This window comes from Kitasatospora sp. NPDC048722 (assembly GCF_040650235.1).
Lineage (GTDB): Bacteria > Actinomycetota > Actinomycetes > Streptomycetales > Streptomycetaceae > Kitasatospora.
Genome location: NZ_JBEZGX010000005.1, coordinates 129902 through 156358, shown reverse-complemented (window position 1 = coordinate 156358; position 26457 = coordinate 129902). Strand labels below are relative to the sequence as shown.

The window sequence follows — 26457 nt, the reverse complement described above, 5'->3', positions numbered from 1 at the left end:
TACTCATCAATTGCCCGATTTGACCGGTAAGGCCCAGCGCCGCCCGCACCACCGGCCGTCGGCACCAGGGGAGACCATGACCAGCATCTCGCGCAGGACCGTGCTCAGTGCCACCGCAGCGACCGCGGCCCTCGGAGCGGTCGCGGCCTGTTCCAGCAACGGCTCCGGCTCGGGACCGGCATCCTCCTCCGCCCCCGCGGGCGGCGCCGCCCCCGTCCCGACCGGCAGCGCCGATCCGACCCAGGCCGTGGTGCCCAAGGGCACGCCGATCGGTGACGGCTCCAACGCGGACACCGGCCCCCAGCCGAACCAGCCCAAGCCCGAGAAGCTCAAGCCCGGCGAGCGTCCGCCGCAGTTCGTCGTCTTCTCCTGGGACGGCGCGGGCGGCACCGACGACGGCCAGTTCCCCCGTTTCCTCAAGCTGGCCGAGCAGTACAAGGCCACGATGACCTTCTTCCTCTCCGGCATATACGCCCTGCCGAAGGACAAGTCCAGCCTGTACCACCCGCCGAAGCACTCGGTCGGCGCCTCCGACATCCCGTACCTGTCGGACGGCGCGGTCAAGAGCACGCTCAAGCTCGTCAGCCAGGCCTGGCTGGCCGGGCACGAGATCGGCACCCACTTCAACGGGCACTTCTGCTCCAGCCGCCCGGACAAGAACGGGGTCAACATGTGGACCCCCGACGACTGGCAGAGCGAGATCGACCAGGCGATCGGGTTCGTCACCCAGTGGCGGACCAACACCGGCTTCACCGACGTCGACCCCCTGCCCTTCGACTACAGGAAGGAGCTCATAGGCGGCCGGACCCCGTGTCTGGAGGGGCAGAAGGCGCTGCTGCCGACGGCGGCGAAGATGGGCTGGAAGTACGACGCGAGCTCGTCGGGCGGCCTTCAGATATGGCCGCAGAAGGTGCAGGACGGCAAGGTGTGGGACTTCCCGTTGCAGTCCATACCCTTCCCGGGGCACGCCTTCCAGGTCCTCTCGATGGACTACAACATCCTGGCCAACCAGTCCAACGGCAGCACCAAGGGCGACCCGTCCAAGTACGGCGACTGGCGCAACCAGGCCCGGGACTCCTACCTGGCCGGCTTCGACCGTGCCTACAACAGCAACCGGGCGCCGTTCTTCATCGGCAACCACTTCGAGCAGTGGAACGGCGGCATCTACATGGACGCCGTCGAGGAGGCGCTCAAGGCCATCGCCGGCAAGCCCGAGGTGCGGTTGGTCTCCTTCAAGCAACTCGTCGAGTGGCTGGAGGTCCAGGACCAGTCCACCCTGCGCAAGCTGCGCACCCTGAACGTCGGCCAGGCGCCCACCGGCGGATGGGAGACCTTCCTGGGTGCGGCCGGCTGACGGCCGCACCGGCGGGCGGTGGGCGACGGGCGGGCGGTGGGCGACCGGGCGGTGGGCGGGCGGCGGGCGGCGGGCGGGTACGGCGGACACTAGACGTGCCCGCCGGACAGGCGGCTAGCGATGGCCCCGGCACCGTCCGCCGACCAGAGGATCGAGTAGTGGTTGGTGTCCGGCACGGGCGAGGCCGGCACCCGTACCCGGTCGAGCCCGGACCGCGCGATCCGCTCGGCGTCGTAGAGGCCCTGCGCTTCGTCGAACAGGCCGCGTTCCGCCCACAGCAGTTCGGCAGGGCAGGGCAACCGGTGCACGGCTGCGGCCGCTTCGGCGTCCAGCAGCACCTGGGCGCCGTCGGTGCGCACGGCCTCCAGCACACAGGATGAGCGCAGCTCGGGCTCGCGGCCGACCAGGTCCCGCTGGGTGTAGGCGTCGATCCCGTCCGACCAGGCGGAGCCGACGGCCGGATGCCGCCGCCAGAACGCCCGATAGGCGTCCCGGTCCGGGAAGGTCATCGACAGGCGGGCCAGCGCCGGGCCGAGCACGGCGGCCAGGGCGTCCTCCTCGCGGACGCCGTCGGGCAGCGGGAAGGTCAGCGCTCCGTCCACGAGCAGGACCCGGCCGACGAGTCGGGGGTAGCGCACCGCCGCCAGGGCGGTCACCCACGCCCCCATGGAATGCCCGACGACGGTGGTCGGCCCGAGTCCGAGCGCGTTGATCAGTTCGGCCACGTCGTCTGCGTGGCGGGCCAGGCCGTACGGCCCGGCGAGCGCGCGGCTGCCGCCGCGGCCCCGCAGGTCGGGGGCCAGCAGAGTGACCCTCCCGGCCAGTTGGCGGGCGACCTCGTACCAGGCGAGGCCGTTGGCGGTGATGCCGTGCACCGCCACGACGGTGGGCGCTCGTGGGTCAGTGGCGGGCCAGCGCAGGACGGACAGCTCACCGCCGGGCACCGGGACGGCCGACTCCTCGGGATGCAGGGACGACTGGCTCACGTGGGACCACCTCCGGTGGGACGGGCAGGACGGACGTCACCCGGCGGGCGCGCCGCGGAGGCGGACCGGGCGACCCGGATACGGGCGGGCAGCCTGGCCAGGCCGCCGGGCAGCAGGTAGACCACTGCGACGAACAACGCGCCGAGCAGGAACAGCGGTTGGGAGAGCGGGGCGCGCAGGACCGCGGGGAGGTCCGCGACCGTCGCCGAGTTGGCGAGGTCGCCGAGCCGGTGAGCGGCCCAGGTGTAGAGCACTCCGCCGAGCAGCGGCCCCCAGCGGCTGCCGGATCCGCCGAGGACCACCATGACCAGCAGTGAGAGGGTGGCATCCGAGGTGGCGGCCTGCGGGGTGGCGCCGCCGGTCAGCAGCAGGTAGACCACCCCGCCCGCTCCAGCGAGCCCGCCGGCCAGCACGAAGGCGACCAACTTGTAGCCGTAGGGCCGCAGTCCGAGCACCTCGACCCGGCGCTCGTTCTCCTTGATGCCCTCCCAGACCCTGCCGATCGGCGAGTTGACGGCACGGTGGACGACGGCGAGGGTCAGCACCAGGTAGGCGACGGCGATCCAGTAGAGGTTGGCGGTGTTCTCGATCCCGAGCAGGCCGGCGGGCAGGTGATCGGCCGGCGCGGACCGTCCCTCCTCGCCGCCCGTGATGCCACCGGGGTTGCGCTGGACGAGGATCGAGCCGGCCTGGGCGAAGGCGAGGGTGACCATGGAGAACCCGATGCCGGAGACGCGGAGGCTGACCGAGCCGAGGAGGAGGGCCAGCGCGGCGGTGCAGGCCACACCGAACACCGCGGCGGCGGCGAACGGCAGGTCCAGCTCCAGCATCCCGAGGTCGGTGGCGTACAGGCCGGAGGCGAAGTAGAGGGCGTGGCCGAAGGAGAGCAGTCCGGTCCGGCCGAGCAGGAGGTCGTACCCGGTGGCGAGGGCCCCGTAGACCAGGCACAGGGCGATGAGTTGGAGACTCCCCGGGCTGCCGAGCGGGCCGTCGAGCAGTCCCGGGACGGGAAGCGCACTGTATGGGGCGACAAGGAGCGAGATCAGCAGAGCGATCGGCCACCAGCGTAGCGCTCTGTGCACCGGTGTCGAGCGATTAGTGACTGAATCACCTGTTCGAGGGATACCGCGCGGCTCGTTCCTGTGATCGGATGTGGTGACGGCAGGGCCGGTGTCAGTCCCCCCTGCCACAGTATCGGTGTCGGCGGAGCTGGTGTCAGTCCCCTCCGCTGATCTGGTGGTCCCGGCAGGGCTGGTGTCAGTCCCCCCTGCCAGGGTGGTGGCGGTTCGGTCGGCCGTCATGCCACCGGGTCTCGTGATCGGGGTTTCGGCGCTCACGCGAGCCTCCCGGTGAGTCCACGGGGTCGGACGAGAAGCAGGACGGCGAGCAGGACGACGACGGAGAGGTCGCCGAGCCCCGCCCCGGTGTAGTAGTTGGCGAACTGCTGGACGAGGCCGACGCCGGCCGAGGCGACGGCGGCGCCGGTGACGGAGCCCAGGCCACCCATCACGACGACGACGAACCCGAAGACGAGCAGGCCGGTCCCCTGGCCCGGGGTGACCGAACCGAAGTAGAGGCCGCCGAGGGCCCCGCCGAGCGCGGCGGCGGCCCCGCCGATGGCGAAGACGAGGGTGAAGGCCCGGCGTACGTCGATGCCGAGCGCCGTGACCATCGCCCGGTCCTCGACGCCGGCCCGGACGATCAGCCCGTAGCGGGTGCGGGTGAGGAACAACCGAAGAGCGAGCAACAGCACCGCGGCGGCGGCCACGAGCACGAAGCGGTTGACCGGGACGGTCGCACCGAGCACGCGCCAGGTGCCGGCGAGGGCGGCGGGCTGGGGGAAGGGGCGGGCGTCCGCGCCCCACACCCCCATCAACAGGGCGGGGACGGCGAGCCCGACCCCGACGGTGGCGAGGATCTGGTCGCGCGGCCGGCTGTAGAGCGGCCGGATCAGGGAGAGCTCCAACAGGACGGCGACGGCCGTCCCGACGAGGGTGCCGAAGGGCACGGCGAGCCAGAAGGAGAGACCGGCCTCGGCGCCGGCCCACCAGGTGGCATAGGCGCCGATCGAGAGCAGGGCGCCGTGCGCGAAGTTGAGCACGTCCATCAAACCGAAGATCAACGACAGACCGGAGGCGATCAGGAAGTACAGCGCGCCGAGACCGAGTCCAGTGCAGGAGAGGAGAACGATGGTGTCCATCAGGGCTTCACCTCCGCGGTGACGGCGGAGACGCTCGGAGCTTCCGAGGGTGGGGCCGCCGAGGGCGCGGCAGGCACGAGCGCGGCAGGCACGGGTGCAGCAGGCGCGGGCAGGACCGCCGAGGCCGTGGTCTCCGCGACCGGCCGGCGGGTGCCGACGCCGAGCAGGCGACGGGCGGCCTCCTCGTCGGCCAACAGTGCGGCGGTGTCGCCCTGGTGGGCGGTGCGGCCGTCGGCCAGGACGACACAGGTGCCGGCGAGCCGGCGCACGAGGGCGAGGTTCTGCTCGACCAGGAGGACGGGCACGGCCTCGGCCGCGCGGGCCAGCACGTCGGCCACCTCGGCGACGACCTTCGGGGCCAGGCCCTTGGTCGGCTCGTCGGCGATGATCAGCCGGTTGCGGTTGAGCAGCGTCCGTGCGATCGCCACCATCTGCTGCTGGCCACCGGAGAGGGTGCCTGCCGACTGAGCGGCCCGCTTCCTCAGTTCGGGGAAGAGCTCGTGGACGAGGGCGTAGTCCGGTTCGCCGCCGGGACCGCCGCGCTCGGCGAGGCGGAGGTTCTCGGCGACCGTGAGGCCGGCGAAGACCCCCCGGTCCTCGGGGGCGTAGCCGATGCCACGGCGAACCACCAGATGAGTCGGAAGAGAGGAGATCTCCGTCTCGGCGAACAGGATGCTGCCCGTTCGGGGCATCAGGCCCATGACCGCCCTGACGGTGGTGGTCTTGCCCGCGCCGTTGCGGCCGAGGAGCGCGGTGACCCCGGCCGGGGCGACGTCGAGATCGACGCCGTGCAGGATGTGCAGCCCGTTGACGACCACGCGCAGATCGCGAACGGAGAGGAGAGGAGGAGAGTCGGTCACAACGCCTCTCCCAGGTACGCCTGTTGGACGATGGGATTCGCCATCACTGCCTCCGGGGTGCCCAGGGCGAGCAGAGTGCCGTGGTGCATCACCGCGAGGCGGTCGGCGAGGCCGAGCAGGACGTCCATGTGGTGCTCGACCATCAGGACGGTCCGACCGAGGTCCCGGTGCACCGAGCGGATCAGCGCGGTGAGGGCGGGCACCTCCTCGGCGCTGACGCCGGCCATCGGCTCGTCCAGCAGGATGAGTCGGGGGTCGGAGACCAGCAGGACCGCCAGTTCGAGCTTGCGCTTCTCGCCGTGGGAGAGCGCGCTCGCCACGGTGTCGGCCCGGTGGGTGAGTTCGGTGCGACGGAGGGTCTCGGCCACCTGGCCGGCGAAGCGGTCGGCACGGCGCCAGAGCCGGTACGAGGCTGCCGGTCCGGCGGACGCCTGGGCGGCGAGACGGACGTGGTCGGCGACGGTCGTGCCCGGCCAGAGGGAGGAGGTCTGGAAGGTCCGTCCGATTCCGCGGCGGGCGCGGGCGTGGACGGGCTCGGCGGTGATGTCGGTGCCGTCGAGGCGAAGGTGGCCGTGGGTCGCCGGGTAGATGCCGGAGATCAGGTTGAACAGGGAGGTCTTGCCGGCGCCATTGGGACCGATGAAGGCGATGAACTCGCCCTCGGCGACGGAGAAGGAGACGTCCTCGACGATCGGGACGCCGCGGACGGACCAGCCGAGTCCGTCCAGGCTCAGAACGGAGGTGGTCACGGGCGGGGAGGCAGTGGGCAGAGCCGGAGTGGACATCGGGATCAGCCCGCCATCGGGGTGGCCGGGGGCGCGACCTCGTCCGCGGTGAGGGTCTTCGCCACGGAGGGCTTGGCATCGGCGCCGGTGCCGGTCAGCCGGGCCTGGAACATCGGCTGGAGCAGGGCGTGGTCCTCGGCGCGGACGGTGGTCCGGCCCTTGACCCCGTCGAAGCTCCAGCCCTCCAGGGCCTTCACCAGGGCCGAAGTGTCCTCGGCGGAGCCGTGGGTGGCCTCGACGGCGTGGACGATCATCTGCGCGGCGGTGAAGCCGTCGGGGGTGAAGATGTCGGTCCTGCCGCCGGCGGCGGTGACGGCCTGGTCCATGGCCTTCTCGACCGGGGTGCCGGCGGCGCCGGCGAAGTAGTGGTTCAGGAAGGAGATCCGTTCGCCGGCCGGACCGAACAGCGGGTAGGAGGCGGCCAGGTCGAGGCCGGTGACGACCTTGGTGCCGGAGAACACGTCCTGCTGGCTGAGCGCCGTCCACAGGGCCGACGCGGTGTCGCCGGCCCAGGCGACGAAGAGCAGGTCGGGTCTGGCGTTCCTGGCCTGAGTGGCGAAGGGGGTGAGGTCGGTGGCGCTCGGCGGGGCGAGCACCTGCTCGACCGTCGCGCCCTGGGCGCCCAGCACGTCCTTGACGGCGGCCACGTTGGCCTGGCCGAAGGCGTTGTCCTGGGCGAGCACCGTGACCTTCCTGCCCTTGGCGTCGCCGATGAACGAGGCAGCGGTGCGGATGTCCTGGTAGGACTGGCGGCCGGAACGGAAGGTGTACCTGTTCAGGCCGGTGATCTTGTCGGCGGCGGCCGGGCCGCTGATGAAGAGCACCTTGTTCTGGGCGGCGATCGGGCCGACCTGGAGGGCGACGCCCGAGGCGGTGGAGCCCGCGAGGATCTTGTGCCCCTTGCCGATCAGGTCCTTGGCCGCGGACACCGCCTTGGCCGGGTCCCCCGCGTCGTCCTGCTCCTCGACCTCGATCCGGTGTCCGTCGACCGCACCGGTGCCCTTGGTCGCGTAGTCCAGACCCGCCTTGAAGCCCTCCACGTACTGCTTGCCGTAGGCGGCCAGCGGGCCGGTCCTGGAGTACACCAGGCCGACCTTGACCGGGCTCTTCGCGCCGCCGCCGTCCGCCGTGCCCGTCCCCGCGGTGCCGACCTTGGCACAGCCCGCGGCGAGCAGGGCGCACGCCGCGAGCGCGGCGAGCCGCCGCGCCGGTCCGCCGGTCGGGGCCCGACGGGCCGCGGTCCTGGTGGGGGCTGTCGAGCTGCGCATGGTGACCGACTCCTGGGGTGCGGCGGGTGGATGCCGGAACCGTAGGTGTGCGGTGGGACCGGCGACATGTGACCGGACGACGCATCAGCCGGTCGTGATGTGGCTGTCGCCGCCATACCGTCGGGCCGCGGAGACGGCGCGGATGCCACGCGCTCGCCGCGGTGTGCCCTGCCGACACGGATCGGCAGCCGACCATGGCGGCTGCCGCCATGGCTGCGACGGCGCGGGACGGGACACCGTGGAAGGGCCCGGCGTTCCCTGCCCACAACGCGGCCGCCCACAACTCCCCTCACGAGGTGCTCCTTTGGACAAGGTCATGGACTCCCCCGCCGACGCGGTCCGGGACATCCCCGACGGCGCCGTGCTGGCCGTCGGGGGCTTCGGCCTCTGCGGCATCCCCAGCACGCTGATCGGCGCCCTGGTGGGCACCGGGGCCACCGGGCTGCGCGTGGTCTCCAACAACTGCGGGGTGGACGACTGGGGGCTGGGCCTGCTGTTGCGGGCGGGCCGGATCGCCCGGATGACGTCCTCCTACGTCGGCGAGAACAAGGAGTTCGCCCGGCAGTACCTCGCGGGCGAGCTGGAGGTGGAGCTGACGCCGCAGGGCACGCTGGCCGAGCGGTTGCGGGCCGGCGGGGCGGGCATCCCCGCGTTCTACACCCCGGCGGGCGTCGGCACCCAGGTCGAGGAGGGCGGGCTGCCCTGGCGGTACGCGGCGGACGGAACGGTCGCGCTCGCCTCGCCCGCCAAGGAGGTCAGGGAGTTCGGCGGCCGGCGCCACCTCCTGGAGGAGGCGATCACGGCAGACTTCGCACTCGTCCGTGCCGAGGCGGCCGACCGGCACGGCAACTGCGTCTTCCACGCGGCCGCCCGCAACTTCAACCCGCTCTGCGCGGCGGCGGGCCGGATCACCGTGGTCGAGGCCGACCGGATCGTCGAACCGGGAGCGCTGGATCCGGACGCCGTGCACCTCCCCGGCGTGTACGTCGACCGGGTCGTGGCCGCGGACCCCACCGACCGGCGGATCGAGCGCCGCACCGTCCGCGCGACGCCGGCGACGCCCGGCACCCCCACCGCCACACGAGAGCAGGCCTGAGCCGATGACCGCCGCGACACCGCTCGACCCCCGCACCGCACCCCACCCCCGTGATGCCCTCGATCCCCAGACCACCCTCGACCCCCGGAACGCCCTCGACCCCCGGAACGCCCTCGCCGCGCGCGCAGCGAGGGAGTTGCGCGACGGGCAGTACGTGAACCTGGGCATCGGCCTGCCCACCCTGATCCCCAACCATCTCCCGCCGGGCGTGGAGGTGGTGCTGCACTCGGAGAACGGCGTCCTGGGCGTGGGCCCGTACCCGGCCGACGGCACCGAGCACGCCGACCTGATCAACGCGGGCAAGGAGACCGTGACCGTCGCGGCGGGCGCCTCGTACTTCGATTCGGCCTTCTCCTTCGGAATGGTCCGGGCCGGCCGGATCGACGTCTCGGTGCTCGGCGCGATGCAGGTGTCGGCGGCCGGCGACCTCGCCAACTGGATGATCCCCGGGAAGACGGTCAAGGGCATGGGCGGCGCGATGGACCTCGTGCACGGCGCCCGGCGGCTGATCGTCGTCATGGAACACACGGCCAGGGACGGCTCACCGAAGATCGTCGAGGAGCTCACGCTCCCCGCCACCGGACGACGGGTCGTGGACAGGATCGTCACCGACCTGGCGGTCGTGGACGTGACGCCGGCGGGCCTGCTCCTCGTGGAGACGGCGCCCGGCAGGACCCTTGAAGAGGTGCGAGCAGCGACCGGCGCCCCATTGCTGACGTGACGTCAAGTCACCTGCTGAGAACCGAAGATGGCGACGGGCGGACCTCGACGCGAAGTCCGCTCTTCGCCCGCCCATTCGAGGGGACGGGTCGTGATGCTCCGGACGCGTTGAATCCGCGTCAATATCACTTCGGCACTCCGGTTTGGCTTGGAACCGTAGCAACTTCACGCCTGCGCACTGATCATCTTTCAGATCGGTTGCGATCACCGCGACCCTCCGGGAGAGTTGAGCACGCCAAGGATCCCGCGCACCCGGAGGGGAAACTGGGAAGTGCTCCGGGATCCCGCATTCGAAGCCGGTCGCACAGTTACACGCCATGTAGTCACACAATAGAATTGATTGCTCACGGTTTATGTGACGAATAGCCCGGAAACTGCCTGACCCACCGCAGTTCACCGGGCAGTGTTCTGCCCCGGGCGGCTCCGAAGCGGCGGCGTAGCCAGTCGACGCACGACTCCGGGGGGAGCAACCATGACCTTGCCGTTCTCGCGGCGGAAAGACGCCGAGACGGCCGACGGCGGCGGCAGTACACGGATCGACGATGCCTTGGCCGACATACCGGCCCCCGAAGCCCCGTACGACTACGCCCACTTCAGCCGACTCGCCGGGCCGGCCCTCGACCCCGGCGACGGGGTCTACCGGACCGACCCCTGGACCGACACCCGAATACACCCCGACGACGGTGCCCGCAGCAACACCCGCACCAACACCCGCACCAACACCGGTGCCGGTCCCGGCACCACCGCCGGCACCGACGCGGAAGTCGAATCGGAAGCCGGACGAGACCCGGAGGCCGAGCCCGGCACCCGATCCGCGCCCTACCGCGTCCGGTACCGCAGCCTGCTGCGCCGCGAGCCGCACCGGGTCCGCGCAGCCCTGCTGCTGATGGCAGCCCCGCTCGTGGAAGCGGTGCTGCTGGTCTGGCTGTTACTGCCCGAGCACTGGCCCGAGCGCCCCGGCGAGACGGACGCGTGGCTGCTCACCGCGGACAAGGTGATGATCGGGATCATCGCCGTCGTCGAGGTGTTCCGGCTGGTCAACGTCGTCTCCAACGCCCACGCCACCCTCGTCGCCCGCGATCCCGTCCCGGTCACGCCCGAGCGCGGCACCAGGGTCGCCTTCCTCACCGCCTGCGTGCCGGGCAAGGAGCCCGCGGAGATGGTCCGGGCGACGCTCACCGCCGCGGTCGCCGTTCGACACGAAGGCCCCTACGACGTCTGGCTGTTGGACGAGGGAAACGATCCTGCGATGCGCGCGCTCTGCGCCGAGCTGGGCGTCCGCCACTTCAGCCGCTTCGGCCGGCCGCACTGGAACCGGCCCAAGGGCAGGTTTCGCGCCAACACCAAGCACGGCAACTACAACGCCTGGCTCCAGGCGCACGGCGACGACTACGACTTCTGGGTGTCGGTCGACACCGACCACGTCCCGCTGCCGGACTTCTGCGAGCGCATGCTCGGCTACTTCCGCGACCCCGACGTGGCATTCGTCGTCGGCCCCCAGGTGTACGGGAACTACCGCAGCTCGGGCTCGGCGGTCACCAAATTCTCCGAGAGCCAGCAGTACCTCTTCCACGCGCTGATTCAGCGCGCCGGAAACCGTTACGGCGCGCCGATGTTCGTCGGCACGAACAACGCCGTGCGAATCAGCGCGCTCCAGTCGATCGGCGGGTTGTACGACTCCATCACGGAGGATATGGCGACCGGTCTGGAGTTCCACCGGAGCCGGAACCCCCGGACCGGTGCCCGCTGGAAGTCCGTCTACACCCCGGACGTCCTCGCGGTCGGCGAAGGGCCGTCCTCCTGGACGGACTTCTTCTCCCAGCAACTGCGCTGGAGCCGCGGCACGTACGAGACCCTCCTCACCCAGTACTGGCGGGTGATGTGGAAGCTCTCCCCCGGGCGGCTGCTCAACTACTCGCTGATGGTGTGCTTCTACCCGATGGCGGCGCTGACCTGGCTGCTCGGAGCGGTCTCCAGCGTGCTCTACCTCGTCTTCGGAGCGTCCGGCGTCCACGTCTCCTCGGAGATCTGGATGATGCTCTACAGCGACGCCGCCGCGCTCCAGCTCCTGCTCTACACCTGGAACCGCAAGCACAACGTGAGCCCGCACGAGCCGGCCGGCTCCTCCGGGGTCGCGGGCATGGTGATGTCGGCGCTCTCCGGGCCGGTCTACGCGGCCTCGCTGGTGCAGGCCGCCCTGCGGCTGCGCAGCCGCTTCGTCGTCACGCCGAAGGGCGGCTCGGCCAGCCCCGACCGGTTCTCCACGTTCCGGCTGCACCTGTTCTGGACGGTCGTGTTCGGGGCCGCGATCGTGGCGTCCTTCTTCACCGGCCACGACCACGTGGCCATGCGCACCTGGGCGTTCATCGCCCTCGTCCTGACGCTGCTGCCCCTGCTGGTGACCGCCGCGGACACCGTCCGGCGCCGGCGGGCCAGGCCCACGGTCACGCTCACCGTGACCGGGGGCGGCCCCTCGGCCACCTCCGTCCGGGTGGACCAGCCCACCGTCCAGTTGCGGAGGCCGGTCCTCCTCGACCCCGCCGCACTCGACCGGGGGTCGCAGGACCACTCAGGCCTCGACCAGCCCACGCTCGAACTCCGGAGGCCGCCGCAGCCCCGGCAGGCCGAGCCCTCCTCCACCCGCTGAGCGACCACCCGTTGGGCGATCACCGCGATCACCGCGATCACCACGATCGCCCGCCGAACAGCCACCCGCCGAACAGCCACCCGGCGGCCGACCACCCATCGAACCGGCCCACGAGGGGACCCATCACCGTGAAGATCCACAACGCCGGACGGACCAGGCGCTTCGCCCTCGGCAGCACGGTCGCCCTGACCGTGGCCGGGATGAACGCGCCCGCCGTCCTCGGCTTCGCCTCCGACCAGTACCACCAGTACGTGATCAACCGCCCCGAGTACAAGGCGGAGTACGGCCACTGGCAGACCCTCACGCTGCCCGCCGAGTTCCGGGTCAACGCCGTCCACGCCACGCTCCTGCGCACCGGCAAGGTCCTGATCGTGGCCGGCTCCGGAAACGACGAGAAGGCGTTCGACGCGGGCACGTTCAAGAGCCTCCTCTGGGACCCGGCGAAGAACACCTACAAGCTCGTCCCGACCCCGGACGACATGTTCTGCGGGGGCCACACCTCGCTGCCCGACGGCCGGGTACTGGTCGCCGGCGGCACCCAGCGGTACGAGAAGCTGGACGGCGCGGTGAAGAAGGCCGCCGGCACCATGCGCGTGCGCAACGAGAGCCCCGAACGCGCCCGGACGTTCCCCAAGGGCACCGTCTTCGTCGCGCCGAACGGCCGCGAGTACGCCTCCACCGCCGACGTGACCGTCCCGGCGGCGGTGAAGACCGGCTCGGGCGCCGGGACCGTCGTGACGGCCAGCGAGCAGCACGTGTTCGTCGAGGCCGTCGGGGAGGGCAAGGACTACGTCACCGACACGCGGGCGCAGTACCGGATCAAGGGCCTGAGCGGCGTGGACGCCCACAACCTGTACGGCATGAACGACAAGATGACTTTGGAGAAGCAGGAGTACCAGGGCATCCGCGCGGCGTTCGAGTTCAACCCGGACACCGAACTGTACGAGCAGGTCACCGACATGACCCACGCCCGGTGGTACCCGACCCTCACCGGGCTCGGCGACGGCCGGGTGGTCACGGTGTCCGGCCTCGACGACACCGGCCAGATCCTCAACGGCAACGACAACGAGATCTACGACCCCCGGTCCAAGACCTGGGCCAAGGCCCCCGACCGTTACTTCCCCACCTACCCGTCGCTCTTCCTGACCACCTCGGGCAAGCTCTTCTACTCCGGTTCCAACGCCGGCTACGGCCCCGCCGACAAGGGCCGCGAGCCCGGCCTGTGGGACCTGACGAACAACGGCTTCCAGCCCGTCCCGGGCCTGCGCGACCCCGGCCTCACCGAGACCTCGTCCTCGGTGCTGCTGCCGCCCGCGCAGTCGCAGAAGGTGATGGTGCTCGGGGGCGGGGGCGTCGGCGAGTCGCCGCTGTCCAGCGCCCGCACGGACATCGCCGACCTCTCCGCCCCGAAACCCGCCTTCACCCCCGGCCCCGACCTGCCCGCCGGCGGCACCCGGTACCTCAACAGCGTGATCCTGCCGGACGACACCGTCTTCACCACCGGCGGCTCCAGCGGCTACCGCGGCAAGAGCGGCAGCGACCTGCTCAAGGCGCAGGTCTACCACCCCGGCACCAACACCTTCACCAAGGCCGCCGAACCGACGGTCGGCCGCGACTACCACTCCGAGGCGCTGCTGCTCCCCGACGGCCGGGTCGCCGTGCTCGGCTCCAACCCGCTCTTCGCCGACGACGCCGACACCACGCCCGGCGGCTTCGAGCAGCGGATCGAGATCTACACCCCGCCGTACCTGTACCACGGCGACCGCCCGCAGGTGACCACCGCGCCCGAGGGGGCCAAGCTCGGGAGCACCGTCACCGTCGGCGCGGCACGGCCGGACGCCGTCACCACGGCCAAGCTGATCCGGCCGAGTTCGGTCACCCACGTGACGGACGTCGAGCAGCGGTCGGTGGCCCTGGACATCACCGGGCGCGCGGCGGAGGGCGTCTCGCTCACCCTGCCGGGCAACCCCAACCTGCTGCCGCCCGGCTGGTACATGCTGTTCCTGACGGACGCCGCCGGCACCCCGTCCGTCGCGCGCTGGATCCAGGTGACCGGCTGACGGACCGACCGGCTGACGGACCGACCGGCTGACGGACCGACCGGCTGACGGACCGACCGGCTGACGGACCGGCCGGCCGGCCCTCCCGGACCGCCGGGAGGCGGCCCGCGGACGGGTCAGCGGGCCGCCTTCGCCAGTCCCAGCGCGTACGGCAGCCAGAACTCGCCCGCCCGGGGCTCGCCCCGGCCGCACTCGCCGTCGGACTCCCCAGGGTTCTTGATCCACAGGTAGGCGTCCACCCCGGGCCGGCCGGTGTCGGTGGTCGGCGGTTCGCCGAGCGCGCGTCCGGGCGGGTTGCACCAGGAGTCGCCGCCCAGCGGGCCGTTGCCGTTGCGGCTGGTGTCGACGACGAAGTGCTTCCCGCCCAGCGCGGCCGACAGCTGTCCGCCGTACGCCGCGTCGGCGTCGGTGCCGTAGAAGTTGGAGACGTTCACCGCGAAGCCGTCCGCGACGGCGATCCCGGACTTGCGCAGCGCGTCCGCCATCGCCGAAGGGTCCTGCGACCAGCCGGGGTTGCCCGCGTCCAGGTACACCCGCACCTGCGGACGCTTCTTCAGCTCCTGGACGGCGAAGGCCAGCAGTCCGTACCGCTCGGCGGCGAGATCGCCCTTCACCCCGCACGCGTCCAGGGTGTGGGCGACGGCGTCCGGCTCCACGACCACCCACGCCTTGCGGTCGCCCAGCGCCTCCGCGACGCCGGTGATCCAGGCCCGGTACGACGCGGCGTCGGCGGCGCCGCCGGCCGAGTACTGGCCGCAGTCGCGGTGCGGGATGTTGTAGGCGACGAAGACCGGCATCCGGTCGACCTCGGCCGCACGGCGGCTCACCTGCTCCACGATGCTCCGGGCGTTCTGCTCGCCGAGCCACTGCGAGGACGGCTGGGCCGCGATCCGCAGCAGGTCGGCCGCCTCCGCCGTCCGGCCCTGGCCGCGCAGGGCGGCCAACTGGCGGGCTGCGGAGGTCCGGTCGGAGACGTAGAAGGTCTGGTTCGGGAGTTGGGCGAGGCCGCCGTCCGCCGGTGGGGATGTCGGCGCGGGCGTCTGCGCGGCGGAGTCGGGTGGCGCCCCGGAGGGCGTCGGACCGCCCCCCGGTCCCGATCCGCCACAGGCCGCCGTAGCCGCCAACAGTCCTGTCAGAGCCGCCCCCACGGCCCACCGGACACCCGATATCCGCCCAACCCGGCGCACGTGCCGCCCCTCCCCGGACCGGGTCCGGCGACCCGGTCGGGCACCAGCTAAGCACACCGGCCGCAGCCCGGCGGCCATCCGCGGTGAACGGCGGATGGCCGCGAACGGACGGGGTGTCGGGCCCGTCCGTCCGCCCGGCCGGTCGTCCGCCCCGCCCGACCGACCGGTCGACCGATGCGCCGCGGGTCAGTCCTTCTTGAGGTTCGGGATCCGCCAGTCGATGGCGTCGGCGCCGAACCCGTCCAGCGCGGCGTTGATCTGCGAGAACGGACGGCTGCCGAAGAACAGCTTGGCGGACAGCGGGGACGGGTGCGCGCCCTGCACCACCACGTGCTTGGTGGTGTCGATCAGCGGCAGCTTCTTCTTCGCGTAGTTGCCCCACAGCACGAAGACCACCGGCTCCTCGCGCTCGCTCACCGCCTTGATCACGGCGTCGGTGAACTTCTCCCAGCCCTTCGCCTTGTGTGAGTTGGCCTCGTGCGCGCGGACGGTGAGCACCGCGTTGAGCAGCAGCACGCCCTGCTCGGCCCAGTGCATCAGGTAGCCGTTGTCCGGAGCGGGGATGCCGAGGTCGGCGTCCAACTCCTTGAAGATGTTGCGCAGCGACGGCGGCGTCTTGGTGCCCGGCAGCACCGAGAAGCTCATGCCGTGGGCCTGGCCGTCGTCGTGGTACGGGTCCTGGCCGAGCACGAGCACCCGGACCTTCTCGTACGGCGTGGCCTCCAGCGCGGCGAACTCCTGGCCGCTCGGCGGGAACACCTGGTGCTCCGCCCGCTGGGCCGCCACGAAGGCCGCCAGCTCGGCGAAGTACGGCTTCTCCGTCTCGGCGCCCAGCACCTCGCGCCAGGACGCGGGCAGCTCCAGCCCACCGCCCGCGCCGGCCTCGACCGTGCTCGCCTCGACCGTGTCCGTCACGACATCTACCTCCCACACAGCGGCTGTTCGGCCGCACGCCCTCTTGCACCCCGAACGCTACACAGGCCCACCGACAGATCGCTCCGCAGGAGCGGGGGCGGGGAGTGTGGAGGGGGTGGAGACGACAGCGAGGGCGGCGGCACATCACTCCGCAGGAGCGGGGGCGGATGATGAGGAGGAGGTGGGGACGGCGGCCGGTGAGGATTCCGGCGCCTCCCCTGGCTCCCCTGCGGTGGCCCGCGCCACCCTGAGGTGTTCCACCACGTTGAGCGCCACCAGCAGCACCGCCAGCGTCACGAGTACCGCCAGCGCCGGCAGGTTGATCATCGCGGGCAGCAGGCCCAGCACCAGCAGCGCAGCCGTGATGCGCGTGGTCGCCACCTTGCGGAACATCATCCACCGGGTGTACCCGAAGGTCAGCAGGTACAGCCCGCAGCCGCCGTACAGCAGCGCGACCGCACCGGGGCCGAGCGCGCGCCACGGGTCCGCGACCGTCTCGCCGAAGCCGACCGCGACGCCGATCACGCCGGCGACGAGCGCCAGGTGCCCGTACTGGAAGATCCGCCGGACGACGTCCCGGCGCGAGTCGGTGACCTCGACGGCGTACCGCATGGCGTCCGCCGCGTAGACGAAGTACTGCCACCACAGGCCTGCCGAGATGGTGAACGCGGCTGCGACGGCGGTGAGTTCGGCCACGTCCAGCCGGGCCCGGGCGGCCGTCGCGCCGATCCCGACGATCGACTCGCCGAGCGCGACCAGCAGGAAGGTCGCGAACCGTTCCGGCATGTGCGACGGGTGGTACGCCACCGCCGCGAGCCGCCGCCGGAACAGCACCGGTGCGGCGAGGTCACACGCCGCCGCCACGGCCCACAGCGCGAGCCGCGGCCCGTCCGGCAGCAGTCCGCCGACCACCAGCAGCGGCCCGCTGACCAGCACCCCGACCCCGTACGGGCCCCGCCAGACGCCCGGGACACGGATCAGCAGGACGACCAGCACCACCCGCGCGAGCCAGTACCCGGCGCCGAGCAGCACGCCCCGCCCGCCCCACGCGCCCGGCACGGCGAGCGCCATGAACAGGCCCGCCAGGCCGACCAGCAGGATGCCGACGCGGTCCCGCAGGTTGTCCACGTCCCGGATGTTGGCCTGCACCGTCGTGCCGACCCAGCACCAGTACACCGGCACGAACACGACGAGCGCCTCGGCGACGCCCCGCCAGTCGTGGTGGTGGTGCAGCAGGCCGGAGACCTGCGTGACCGCGAAGACGAAGACCAGGTCGAAGTAGAGCTCGGCCCAGGTGACCCGCTTCTCCTCGACCGCCGGCTCCCCCGTGGTGTCCATCCGTCCGTTCCTCCCCACACGTACGAGTTCCGCGCACGCGAAGGGCCCCGCCCCGGCCGACGGCCGGAGGCGGAGCCCGGTTCGGCACCGCGGAACGCCGGACCAGGACGCTAGACCAGCTCGACCAGGTCCGCGATCGACTTGACCACACGGGTCGGCCGGTACGGGAAGCGCTCCACGTCGGCCGCGGCGGTCAGGCCGGTGAGCACCAGGATCGTCTCCATGCCTGCCTCCATGCCCGCGACGATGTCGGTGTCCATCCGGTCGCCGATCATGACGGCGCTCTCGGAGTGGGCGCCGGCGCTGTTCAGCGCCTCGCGCATCATCAGCGGGTTGGGCTTGCCGACGAAGTACGGCTCGACGCCGGTGGCCTTGGTGATCAGCGCGGCGACCGAGCCGGTGGCCGGCAGCACGCCCTCGGTGGACGGGCCGGTCTCGTCGGGGTTGGTGCAGATGAACCGGGCGCCCTGGTTGATCAGGCGGATCGCCTTGGTCAGCGCCTCGAAGCTGTAGGTGCGGGTCTCGCCGAGGACGACGTAGTCCGGGTTGTTGTCGGTCAGCACGTAACCGGCCTGGTAGAGCGCGGTGGTGAGGCCCGCCTCGCCGATCACGTACGCGGTGCCGCCGGGCCGCTGGCCCTTGAGGAACTTGGCGGTGGCCAGGGCCGACGTCCAGATGCACTCCTCGGGGACCTCCAGGCCCATGCCGGCCAGGCGGGCGCTGAGGTCGCGCGGGGTGTAGATGGAGTTGTTGGTGAGGACCAGGAACGGCTTGCCGGACTCCCGGAGCCGGCGCAGGAACTCCTCCGCGCCGGGGATCGGCGTGCCCTCGTGGATGAGGACGCCGTCCATGTCGGTCAGCCAGGACTCGATGGGCTTGCGGTCTGCCACGTGCGTGTCTCCCGAAGTGTTGCAACGTCTTGCGAAGGCCCTGACGCGGCACAGCCTAATCGGCGCGTCCGAACGGCGGCAGCACGGTCCGTTCACCGGAACGCGGCCGGGCCGGACGGCCGGGATGCGGCCGGGCCGGACGGCCGAGACACGGCCCACGCCCGGCACCCGGCACCCGGCACCCGGCACCCGGCCGAACGCCACCGCCCGGTTCCCCCGGAGCGGCCGTGATTGAGTGGACGCATGAGCTCCGACGAGACCCCCCGCCCGTTCCGCGTCGGCCTGATCGGCTACGGCCTGGCCGGTTCCGCCTTCCACGCCCCGCTCATCGCGACCACCCCCGGCCTGCGGCTGGACGCCGTGGTCACCGCCAACCCGGAGCGCCGCGCGCAGCTGCAGCGCGAGCACCCCGGCGCCCGCGCGGTCGACACGCCCGAGCAGCTGCTGGCCGACCCGGACGCGCTGGACCTGGTCGTCATCGCCTCCCCCAACCGCACCCACGCCCCGCTCGCCCGCGCCGCCCTGCACGCCGGGCTGGCCACCGTCGTCGACAAGCCGCTGGCCGGCACCGCCGCCGAGGCGCTGGAGCTGTGCCGGCTGGCGGAGTCGCGGAACGTCCTGCTCTCGGTCTTCCAGAACCGCCGCTGGGACGGCGACTTCCTGACCGCCGCCCGCCTCGTCCGGGGTGGCGCGCTGGGCCGGGTGCACCGGTTCGAGTCCCGGTTCGAGCGGTTCCGGCCGAAGCCGAAGCCCGGCTGGCGCGAGCTCGCCGACCCGGCCGAGGCCGGCGGCACCCTGTACGACCTGGGCAGCCACCTGGTCGACCAGGCGCTGACGCTGTTCGGGCCGGTCGAGACGGTGTACGCGGAGATCGACGTCCGGCGGGACGGCGCGGTCGTGGACGACGACGCGTTCCTGGCCCTCACCCACGCCTCCGGCACCCGCTCCCACCTGTGGACGAGCGCCCTCACCCCGCTGCTCGGGCCCCGGCTGCGGGTGCTCGGAGACGCCGCCGGGTACGTCAAGTCCGGCATGGACCCGCAGGAGGCCGACCTGCGCTCCGGTCTCCGCCCCGACGGCGCCCGCCCGTGGGGCGCCGACCAGCCCGCGCACTACGGCACCCTCGGCACCGACGAGTCGCCGGTCCCCCTCCCCACCGACCCGGGCGACTACCCGGCCTTCTACGCGGGCGTCGCCGCCGCCCTGGCCGACCCCGGCACCCCGGCCCCGGTCGATCCGCACGACGCGGTCGCCACGCTCACCGTCCTGGAAGCGGCCCGCACCTCGGCCGCCACGGGCACGACGGTCCGCCTGGACTGACGGGCGACACAGGGCTCGCACGCGGCAGGGCTCGGACGCGGCTCGGCTCGCACGCAGCGGGGCTTGGACGCAGCAGGACTCACGGACGGCGGCGGGACCAGGTGGCCGCCGCCGTCACACGCCGATGACCTCCACCGCCGAGGCCAGTCCGCGGAAGTCGGCCACGTTGCGCGTGTAGAGCGGCAGACCGTGGGCGGAGGCGACGGCGGCGATCATCAGGTCGATCCGGCGCGGGCGGGGCTGGCGGCCGGCCGCGATGGTGAGGGTGACGAGGGTGCCGTAGCGGGCGGCGGCGGCCGCGTCGAACGGCAGCGGGTCGAAGTCGGCCATCGCGGCGCCGAGCACCTCCAGGCGGGCCGCCCGGCTGATCGGGTCGCGGGCCATCGACACGCCCTGCTGGAGTTCGGCGAAGGTGATCGCGGTGAGCTCCGGCACGGCGGGCAGGTCGGCCGGGCTGAGCAGCGCGAGGTCGATGTAGACGCAGGTGTCGAGGACCCCGGCGGGCCGGCGCCGGGAGGCCCGCCGCCGCTCAGCCACGCCGGCGCTCGAACGGGTCGTCGTCCTCGTCGCCCACCAGTTCCTCGGGGCCGAAGTCCTCCTCGGCCTCCTTGCGCATCTGCTGGTAGTCCACGCGCGGCAGCTTCACGTGCCGCGCGACCAGCTCCTCCGCCGTGAGCCGCCGCCGGCTCGACACCGGCCGCAGCTCGGCGACCTCGACCCCGTTCCTGGTGATGTGGAAGGTCTCGCCCGCCTCGACGGCGTCCATCACCGCGGCGGAGTTGTTCCGGAACTCCCGCTGGGTAATCGTCTTCACCCTTCCAAGGTAGCCCCGCGTAGCACACCTGGCTACACCCCCGACGGCAACCCGATCCGTTCCCCCGCCGTGCATCCGCGTACCGCGGCTCCGCGTATCCGCCGGGCATCTCGTGTACGCCGGAACCCGGAACGTCGTACGATCGTCCTCACCGTCCTGCGAGTCCGTCGGGCGAGTCCGTCGGCGAGTCCGTCGGGCACCGAGCGAAGGGAGCACACCGTGACCGTGATCGCGATGCTGCTCGGCCTGCTCCGGGTGCTGACCGGCGAGGTGCTCACCGAGGGCGGATCGCTCGCCTCGGTGGCGACCGTCGCGGCCGTGGTGCTGCTGGCCGGTGCCGTCGCGGGCACGCTCGCCGGGGCCCGGCTGCTCGGGGCACGTGCTCCCGCCGCCGTCCGCAACGGCATGCTGCGGCGCCGTGCGTTCCGTACGGCCTTCCTGTCCCAGCGCGATCCGGACGCCCGGGGCCGGCGACGCCCCAGGGCACCTGGCGCGGCCCCGGCGGCCGCGTAGCGCCCGGGTCCGTCCGGCGCGGTCCCCAGTCCGGTTCTCCGGCTGGGTCTTCCCGCCCGGCTTCCGGCTGGTTCCCCAGTCCGGTTCCCGCATCCCCGCCGTTCCCCGCGGCCGCCCTCCGTCGATCACCCATGTCACGAGACCCCGGAGGGCTCGCTCCACCATGTCCGTTCTCGCTGTTCTCGATCCGGCCGTCGCCGTCGCCCACACCGTCGTCGCCGGGCTCGCCCACGTCGTCCCGACCGCGCTCGCGATCGTCCTGTTCACCGTCGCCGTCCGCCTCGCCCTGCACCCGCTCGCGCGGGCCGCGGCGCGCGGGGAGAAGGACCGCGCGCGCCTCGCGCCGAAGATCGCCGAGCTGAACCGCAAGCACAAGGACCGCCCGGAGAAGCTCCGCGAGGCGATGGCCGACCTGCACAAGAAGGAGCAGGTCTCGCCGCTGGCCGGCTGCCTGCCGGCGCTCGTGCAGATCCCGTTCTTCTCGGTGATGTACCGGCTGTTCACCACCTCCGACGACCTGCAGAGCCACACCGTGTTCGGCACCCCGCTCGGCCTGCACGTGGCGAACGCCCACGGCGCCGGGCAGCTGGCGGTGTTCGGCGTGCTGTACGCGGGGCTGACGGCCGTCGGGTACGTGAACTTCCGCCGGGCCCGGCGCGCGGCAGCGGCGGCGCAGACCGCCCAGCCGGGGGCCGGGTTCCTGCCGTACCTGTCGTTCGGAACGGTCCTGTTCGCGGCGCTGGTGCCGCTGGCGGCGGCGCTGTACCTGGTGACGTCGGGGGTGTGGACGGCGACCGAGCGGGCCCTGCTGCACCGCGGCGGGGCGCCGGTGCCGACGCTCGCGGTGGCCTGAGGTCCCGGACGCGGATCCGTTCCCCGCGCCCGGTCGCCCGGGCGCGCGAGGTCCCACGCGTGCGCCGGCCGCCGCTCCTCCGGGTCGCCCCCGGCGGCGTGGCAGGCGGTCCGGGCGGCGGGTCCGACGAAGCGTCGGACCTCCGCGCGGTCTCCGGCCCCACCGACCACGATGACCTCCCCCACCGGATCTCCATGATCCCGATGCCCGGGGTCCAGCCGTCCGTGCGCGGGCGGGGTCCCGGCAGGTTCTACCCTGTGGTGGATCGCTCGATGATCGTTTCGGGACAGAACGTCCGGCGGGTCCCGCCGGACCGGTGGAGGGATTCGTCATGGTGGCTGCTCCGGCGCTTTCGGAGCTGCGCGAGGTGTGCCAGCCGCAGGCCAAGCTGCAGAGCCGCAACGGTGAGCACTGGGCGGGCCGGCTGTACATGCGCCGCCTCTCGTTGCGCACGACCCGGTGGCTGGTGCGGACCTCGGTGTCGCCGAACACCCTCACGTGGGTCATGGTGGTCTGCGGCGTCGGCGGCGGGGCGGCCCTGCTGATCCCCGGCCTGACGGGGGCCGTGCTGGCGGTGGTGCTGTTCCAGCTGTTTCTGCTCTTCGACTGCGTGGACGGCGAAGTGGCGCGCTGGAAGCGCCAGTTCAGCATGGCCGGGGTCTACGTCGACCGCCTCGGCGCCTACCTGGCGGACGCCGCGCTGATGATCGGTGCGGGCGTCCGGGCGGCCCGGGGCGGGTCGGAGCTGTGGGTGTCGGCCGGACTGGCGGCGGCGCTCGGCGTGGTGCTGCTGAAGGCCTCGACGGACCTCGTGGACGTCGCCCGCGCCCGCAGCGGCATGGCCCCGGCCGACGAGGAATCGACCCAGCCGCGTTCACAGGGCATCGCGACGGCCCGCCGGCTCGCGTCGGTGCTGAAGATCCACCGCGTGACGAACGGCATCGAGGCCTCGCTGGTCCTGCTCGCGGCGGCCGTCGCGGACGCGGCGGTGGGCGGCCTCACGCCGACCCGGGCCGCGCTCGCGGGGATCACGGTCATCACGTGGGGCATGGTGGTGGCGCACCTGGCGTCCATCCTGTCGTCGTCCCGCCTGCGCTGACGCCGCGCCGCCCCGCGCGGAGCGGCTGGAGCCCGTCACCCGGGGAGGGTGGCGGGCTCCTTCACGTGCGCTTCCCCGTGCACTCAGGCCCGGCGCAGCACGCGGCGCAGCCAGAGGGCGCCGGCCCCGAGGCCCGTCAGGACGAGGCCGCCGCCGACGAGGCCGGCGGTGTGGTCGGCACCGGTGGAGGCGAGCTGAGCGTCGGCCGCCGGGGCCTGGGGGGCGGAGGCCTGCGGCGCCGGGGTGGTGGACGGGGCCGCCACCGGGGCGCTCGGGGTGCCGTCGGAGGCCGGCACGACGGGAACGGCCGGGGCCGAGGACACCGGGGCGGAGGACGTCGGGGCGGAGGACACCGGGGCCGACGGGGCCGGGGAAGACGGAACCGGCATCGGGGCAGAGGAAGTCGGGGTCGGCTCGGGCGTCTTCGTGGCCGCGGGCTGGACCTGCACCGTCGCCCCGGTGGAGCACATCGTGGTCCCCCGGAACGGCTGCCCCTCGTTGACGAACACGCACGGGTTCACCCCGGTGGCGCCCGTGGGGGTCGTCGCGTCGTAGGACACCCGCACCCGGGCCACGAGGTGGCCGCCCGCCCGGAGGCTGGAGTCGCGCCCCTGGAGGTAGACGCCGTACGGGTCGTCGGGCGCGGTGCCGGGCACCTTGTCCAGCGTCCGCCAGCTCCCGTCCGCCGTCCGCACCTGCACGGTCGCGTGCTTGTCGACGAACAGGACGTCGCCGAGGTTGGTGTAGTCGGAGGGCGTGGGGTTGTCGAGGACGGCGTCGAACTCGATCGGCGCGCCGCCCGCGACGGCGGTGGCGGGCACGTGGGCGAGCGAGCTCCCGATCGAGGTGACCTTGATCGTGCTGGTCGCCTCGGCCTCCACCCTGTCGTGGAGGTGCGGCGGGGTGGTGAGGTCGGAGCGCAGGGTGATCGAGTCGAAGCCGCCGTTGGAGGCTCCGTCGTGGGGCAGGCCCATCGGCGCGCCGATCCGCAGGTCGACCTTGCGGGTCCCACCGGCCGGAACGGTGAGTCCGGCCACCGTCCCCTCGTAGACCACGCTTGCGTCGCCCCTGGTCATCGTCAGCAGCACCGACCTCCACGCGCCGTCGGCCGGGTCCTTGTAGTCGATGACGATCGAGTCCGGCGGCGTTCCGACCCCGGTGACGGTCTTCAGCTCCAGGTTGTAACGTGCCTCCGCCGAGCCCGAGTTGGTGATGTCCTCGGTGAACGCGACAGGTCCGCCGGCGAAGCCGACCGAGGCCGGGGCCCGGACGGTGAGCGAGGTCTGCGACGGCTCCGCCGCGGAGGCGGCCGGGGCGGCGACCACGACCGATCCGCAGACCGCGGCTGCGCCCAGGACAGCAGCGGCCACGACGGCGCGACTGGCACGACGGATACGAACGATGCCGGACATGATTCCCCCTGGAACCGTGCTGCGGGCATGGCACAGCAGCACACTGATGGCTGATGACTGGCGGCCGATGGCCAATGGCCGACGACTGATGACCGATGGCCGGTCGAGAGCGGGCTGCGCCTTCCGCGTGCGCCCCGGGAGTTCGATCGTGACTCCCTGCTTCCCACTGAGATAGACGCGCATCCCGGCGATCGGTTGCAGGCGCTTCCGAAGATTCTTTTCGACCCCTCGGACCCCCGGCGACGCCCCATCGATCACCTCGACTACATATGACGCTGGACGACATATATAGTCATGCGACATCAGGGGCGGCCCCGCCCCGCGCACACGGCCGCACCACCAGGGGAGGGGTTGGCACATGCAACTGACGTCCGTACCGGCCACCGAGGAGGACCGGATCGCCGAGGGCGCTCCGCACCACACGGAGCGTCGGACCGACCCGAGACGCTGGCTCGGGATCTGGGCGCTGCTCGCCGGGTACTTCGGCGAGGTCCTGTTCCGGCTCTACCTCGTGCGGGACTTCAGCTACCCGTCCGTCCACCCCGACGAGGAGTCGTACCTCGTCCTCGCCCGGGTCCTGGCCGGACACCCCACGACCGAGATGCCCGTCGGCGTCGTCATCCCGGGCGGCTACCCGCTGCTCATCTCCCCCGCCCTGCGGATCGCCGACGACCCGTCCACCGCCTACCACCTCGTGATGGGCATCAACGCCCTGCTCAACGCGCTCGTCTTCCCCTTGGCCTGGGTCGGCCTGCGGCGCCTCGGCCTCGGCCGGCCACAGGCCTACGCGTTCGCCGCCGCGACCGCGCTGCTGCCGCCGCTCGTCTTCTACTCGGAGTTCGCGCTGACGGACACCGTCATGCCGGTCCTCGTCCTGGCCTGGCTGCTCTGCCTGCACGGCTGGCTCGCGGACGGCACGACCCGCCGCCGCGCCTGGCACGCCGCCGGCGCCGGACTGACCGCCGCCTACTCGATGGCCACGCACGACCGCGGGGGCGTTGTCGTCGCCCTCACCGGCGTGGTGTTCGCCGGTGTCCTGCTGCTGCGCTGGGTGCCGTGGCGCCCGACGGTGGCGGGCCTCGGCTCACTGGGGGCGGGCGTCCTCGGCGCCAAACTGCTGGACTCCTGGCTACGCGCGCAGTTCACCGTGCCGGCCAGCGACGTCGGCGGCTTCCTGTGGAAGGGCCTGACCGACCCGCAGGCGACCGCGCGGACCCTGACCCGGACGGCCGGCCAGATCTGGTACGTCATCATCTCCACCTGGGGAGTCGCCGGAGTGGCCATCGCGATCTGCCTGTTCGCCGTCTTCGACAAGCGCGTCACCCGGCCGTACCGGGTCGTCGGAGGGGTGCTGGTCGCGCTGCTCGTCGGCACCGCGCTGGCGGCGGCGGCCGCGCTGCCGGACGACAAGAGGATCGACGACTGGGTGTACGCCCGCTACACGGCATGCCTCGTCCCGGCGGCCTTCGTGGTCGGCAGCGCAGCACTGGCCCGACTGCGGGGCCGCGCCCTGGGCCGGGTTCTGGCCGGGGCGGCCGGGCTCACGCTGGCGCTCGGCGGCGCGGTGGTGCTGTCGGCCGGACCGCTGCTCAGGACGCAGGCCTTCATCGCCTGGGGCATGCCGGACGCCCTGTTCCTCGGCGGCGACTGGGGCTCGCTGCGCATCATGCGGACCACCGCAGTCGCGTTCGCCGTGCTCGGCCTCGTGGTCCTGCTGCGGGCGATCACCTCGCGCCGGGCGGTCTGGCTCGGCGTGGCGCTGGCGCTGTTCGCCGGGTTCGCCACCGTCACCATCACCGACCAGATCAGCTACCCGCACTCGAACTGGCGCCGGAGCCTCGCCACCGGCTTCACCGAGCGGGCCGGCCTCCACCCGGACGACAGCGTCGTGTTCAGCTGGGACGGTGACTGGGGGATCCGCAGCACGCAGGCCTTCGAGGTGTACCAGGGCCGCGTCTGGTACCTCGACCCGCGCTACCGGCCGATCCCCGCGGCGGCCACGGCGGTCGTCATGCCCCCGGCCGGCGAGGGCGCGGAGCCGGAGACGGCCTGGCCGGGGCATCCCGCCGAATGGTTCGTCGAGCGGGTCGACCGGCAGCAGGGGTGGATGGTCTGGCGCCGGCGCTGAGCACAGCGCGGC

The 26457-nt window shown here is 72.6% G+C and carries 23 protein-coding genes; 10 read left to right on the top strand and 13 right to left on the bottom strand.

Annotated features, from left to right (window positions below; translation table 11 throughout):
* Nucleotides 1-76: 76 nt before the first annotated feature.
* Nucleotides 77-1354, top strand: a complete 1278-nt coding sequence (locus AB0C76_RS06635) for a hypothetical protein (RefSeq protein WP_359960633.1) — start codon at nt 77-79, stop codon at nt 1352-1354.
* A gap of 89 nt (nt 1355-1443) precedes the next feature.
* On the opposite strand, the gene AB0C76_RS06630 is transcribed toward AB0C76_RS06635, so the two are convergent.
* The 6 genes from AB0C76_RS06630 to AB0C76_RS06605 form a co-directional block, all read right to left on the bottom strand.
* Nucleotides 1444-2340 carry an alpha/beta hydrolase gene (locus AB0C76_RS06630; RefSeq protein ID WP_359960630.1) on the bottom strand — a complete coding sequence of 299 codons (897 nt, stop codon included), beginning with the start codon at nt 2338-2340 and terminating at the stop codon, nt 1444-1446.
* Nucleotides 2337-3422 carry a branched-chain amino acid ABC transporter permease gene (locus tag AB0C76_RS06625; protein WP_359960627.1) on the bottom strand — a complete coding sequence of 362 codons (1086 nt, stop codon included), beginning with the start codon at nt 3420-3422 and terminating at the stop codon, nt 2337-2339. Before AB0C76_RS06625 ends, AB0C76_RS06630 begins: the two co-directional genes overlap by 4 nt.
* A gap of 251 nt (nt 3423-3673) precedes the next feature.
* Nucleotides 3674-4540, bottom strand: coding sequence for a branched-chain amino acid ABC transporter permease (locus AB0C76_RS06620; RefSeq protein ID WP_359960624.1), 867 nt, complete (start codon nt 4538-4540; stop codon nt 3674-3676).
* Nucleotides 4540-5400 (bottom strand): ABC transporter ATP-binding protein, encoded by an 861-nt coding sequence (locus tag AB0C76_RS06615; protein WP_359960621.1) that lies wholly within the window; start codon nt 5398-5400, stop codon nt 4540-4542. Before AB0C76_RS06615 ends, AB0C76_RS06620 begins: the two co-directional genes overlap by 1 nt.
* Entirely contained in the window at nt 5397-6149 is a 753-nt protein-coding gene (locus AB0C76_RS06610; RefSeq protein ID WP_359960619.1) for an ABC transporter ATP-binding protein, read from the bottom strand. Before AB0C76_RS06610 ends, AB0C76_RS06615 begins: the two co-directional genes overlap by 4 nt.
* A gap of 41 nt (nt 6150-6190) precedes the next feature.
* Nucleotides 6191-7453, bottom strand: coding sequence for a substrate-binding domain-containing protein (locus AB0C76_RS06605; RefSeq protein WP_359960616.1), 1263 nt, complete (start codon nt 7451-7453; stop codon nt 6191-6193).
* Nucleotides 7454-7757: 304 nt separating this feature from the next.
* Here AB0C76_RS06605 and AB0C76_RS06600 point away from each other — a divergent pair, with 304 nt between their 5' ends.
* From AB0C76_RS06600 to AB0C76_RS06585, 4 genes are all read left to right on the top strand, one after another.
* Nucleotides 7758-8549, top strand: coding sequence for a CoA transferase subunit A (locus tag AB0C76_RS06600; RefSeq protein WP_359960613.1), 792 nt, complete (start codon nt 7758-7760; stop codon nt 8547-8549).
* Between the two features lie 4 nt (nt 8550-8553).
* The gene (locus tag AB0C76_RS06595; protein WP_359960610.1) at nt 8554-9270 is read left to right on the top strand and encodes a 3-oxoacid CoA-transferase subunit B; all 717 of its coding nucleotides are present in this window, start codon (nt 8554-8556) and stop codon (nt 9268-9270) included.
* Between the two features lie 546 nt (nt 9271-9816).
* Nucleotides 9817-11916: a glycosyltransferase family 2 protein gene (locus AB0C76_RS06590; RefSeq protein ID WP_359960607.1), complete on the top strand. Its 2100-nt coding sequence runs from the start codon at nt 9817-9819 to the stop codon at nt 11914-11916.
* A gap of 200 nt (nt 11917-12116) precedes the next feature.
* Nucleotides 12117-13976 (top strand): galactose oxidase-like domain-containing protein, encoded by a 1860-nt coding sequence (locus AB0C76_RS06585; protein ID WP_359960738.1) that lies wholly within the window; start codon nt 12117-12119, stop codon nt 13974-13976.
* 116 nt (nt 13977-14092) lie between these two features.
* Here AB0C76_RS06585 and AB0C76_RS06580 read toward each other — a convergent pair whose 3' ends face one another.
* The 4 genes from AB0C76_RS06580 to AB0C76_RS06565 all read right to left on the bottom strand — a co-directional run bounded on the left by AB0C76_RS06580 (nt 14093) and on the right by AB0C76_RS06565 (nt 18306).
* A complete protein-coding gene (locus tag AB0C76_RS06580) occupies nt 14093-15100 on the bottom strand; it encodes a glycoside hydrolase family 6 protein (RefSeq protein ID WP_359960604.1) in 1008 nt (335 codons plus the stop codon).
* 249 nt (nt 15101-15349) lie between these two features.
* Nucleotides 15350-16078, bottom strand: a complete 729-nt coding sequence (locus AB0C76_RS06575) for a uracil-DNA glycosylase (RefSeq protein ID WP_359960601.1) — start codon at nt 16076-16078, stop codon at nt 15350-15352.
* A 144-nt stretch (nt 16079-16222) separates the two neighbouring features.
* Nucleotides 16223-17416, bottom strand: coding sequence for a low temperature requirement protein A (locus AB0C76_RS06570; protein ID WP_359960599.1), 1194 nt, complete (start codon nt 17414-17416; stop codon nt 16223-16225).
* A 110-nt stretch (nt 17417-17526) separates the two neighbouring features.
* On the bottom strand, nt 17527-18306 hold the full coding sequence (locus AB0C76_RS06565; RefSeq protein WP_359960597.1) for an HAD-IIA family hydrolase: 780 nt from the start codon (nt 18304-18306) through the stop codon (nt 17527-17529).
* 243 nt (nt 18307-18549) lie between these two features.
* Between AB0C76_RS06565 and AB0C76_RS06560 the strand changes: the two genes are divergently transcribed.
* Entirely contained in the window at nt 18550-19626 is a 1077-nt protein-coding gene (locus AB0C76_RS06560) for a Gfo/Idh/MocA family oxidoreductase (RefSeq protein ID WP_359960595.1), read from the top strand.
* Between the two features lie 114 nt (nt 19627-19740).
* Here the strand turns inward: AB0C76_RS06560 and AB0C76_RS06555 are convergent, their stop codons facing one another.
* Both AB0C76_RS06555 and AB0C76_RS06550 read right to left on the bottom strand, forming a co-directional pair.
* A complete protein-coding gene (locus tag AB0C76_RS06555; RefSeq protein WP_359960592.1) occupies nt 19741-20163 on the bottom strand; it encodes a type II toxin-antitoxin system VapC family toxin in 423 nt (140 codons plus the stop codon).
* Entirely contained in the window at nt 20156-20440 is a 285-nt protein-coding gene (locus AB0C76_RS06550) for a type II toxin-antitoxin system Phd/YefM family antitoxin (protein WP_359960589.1), read from the bottom strand. The genes AB0C76_RS06555 and AB0C76_RS06550 overlap by 8 nt, the downstream gene beginning before the upstream one ends.
* Nucleotides 20441-20659: 219 nt before the next feature.
* On the opposite strand from AB0C76_RS06550, the gene AB0C76_RS06545 reads away from it, so the two are divergent.
* The 3 genes from AB0C76_RS06545 to AB0C76_RS06535 all read left to right on the top strand — a co-directional run bounded on the left by AB0C76_RS06545 (nt 20660) and on the right by AB0C76_RS06535 (nt 22905).
* Entirely contained in the window at nt 20660-20953 is a 294-nt protein-coding gene (locus tag AB0C76_RS06545; RefSeq protein ID WP_359960586.1) for a DUF6412 domain-containing protein, read from the top strand.
* A gap of 163 nt (nt 20954-21116) precedes the next feature.
* Nucleotides 21117-21806: a YidC/Oxa1 family membrane protein insertase gene (locus AB0C76_RS06540; protein WP_359960584.1), complete on the top strand. Its 690-nt coding sequence runs from the start codon at nt 21117-21119 to the stop codon at nt 21804-21806.
* Between the two features lie 331 nt (nt 21807-22137).
* A complete protein-coding gene (locus AB0C76_RS06535) occupies nt 22138-22905 on the top strand; it encodes a CDP-alcohol phosphatidyltransferase family protein (RefSeq protein ID WP_359960581.1) in 768 nt (255 codons plus the stop codon).
* 83 nt (nt 22906-22988) lie between these two features.
* On the opposite strand, the gene AB0C76_RS06530 is transcribed toward AB0C76_RS06535, so the two are convergent.
* Nucleotides 22989-24317 carry a hypothetical protein gene (locus AB0C76_RS06530; RefSeq protein WP_359960578.1) on the bottom strand — a complete coding sequence of 443 codons (1329 nt, stop codon included), beginning with the start codon at nt 24315-24317 and terminating at the stop codon, nt 22989-22991.
* A 358-nt stretch (nt 24318-24675) separates the two neighbouring features.
* On the opposite strand from AB0C76_RS06530, the gene AB0C76_RS06525 reads away from it, so the two are divergent.
* Complete coding sequence (locus AB0C76_RS06525; RefSeq protein WP_359960576.1) at nt 24676-26445, top strand: hypothetical protein; 1770 nt, start codon at nt 24676-24678, stop codon at nt 26443-26445.
* Nucleotides 26446-26457 lie beyond the last annotated feature (12 nt).

What these genes read in the sequence shown, in the direction of transcription:
- AB0C76_RS06635 (WP_359960633.1), top strand. Translation starts at nt 77, where the DNA reads ATGACCAGCATCTCGCGCAGGACCGTGCTCAGTGCCACCGCAGCGACC.
- AB0C76_RS06620 (WP_359960624.1), bottom strand. Translation starts at nt 4,540, where the DNA reads ATGGACACCATCGTTCTCCTCTCCTGCACTGGACTCGGTCTCGGCGCG.
- AB0C76_RS06605 (WP_359960616.1), bottom strand. Translation starts at nt 7,453, where the DNA reads ATGCGCAGCTCGACAGCCCCCACCAGGACCGCGGCCCGTCGGGCCCCG.
- AB0C76_RS06595 (WP_359960610.1), top strand. Translation starts at nt 8,554, where the DNA reads ATGACCGCCGCGACACCGCTCGACCCCCGCACCGCACCCCACCCCCGT.
- AB0C76_RS06585 (WP_359960738.1), top strand. Translation starts at nt 12,117, where the DNA reads ATGAACGCGCCCGCCGTCCTCGGCTTCGCCTCCGACCAGTACCACCAG.
- AB0C76_RS06570 (WP_359960599.1), bottom strand. Translation starts at nt 17,416, where the DNA reads ATGGACACCACGGGGGAGCCGGCGGTCGAGGAGAAGCGGGTCACCTGG.
- AB0C76_RS06560 (WP_359960595.1), top strand. Translation starts at nt 18,550, where the DNA reads ATGAGCTCCGACGAGACCCCCCGCCCGTTCCGCGTCGGCCTGATCGGC.
- AB0C76_RS06540 (WP_359960584.1), top strand. Translation starts at nt 21,117, where the DNA reads ATGTCCGTTCTCGCTGTTCTCGATCCGGCCGTCGCCGTCGCCCACACC.
- AB0C76_RS06535 (WP_359960581.1), top strand. Translation starts at nt 22,138, where the DNA reads ATGGTGGCTGCTCCGGCGCTTTCGGAGCTGCGCGAGGTGTGCCAGCCG.
- AB0C76_RS06530 (WP_359960578.1), bottom strand. Translation starts at nt 24,317, where the DNA reads ATGTCCGGCATCGTTCGTATCCGTCGTGCCAGTCGCGCCGTCGTGGCC.
- AB0C76_RS06525 (WP_359960576.1), top strand. Translation starts at nt 24,676, where the DNA reads ATGCAACTGACGTCCGTACCGGCCACCGAGGAGGACCGGATCGCCGAG.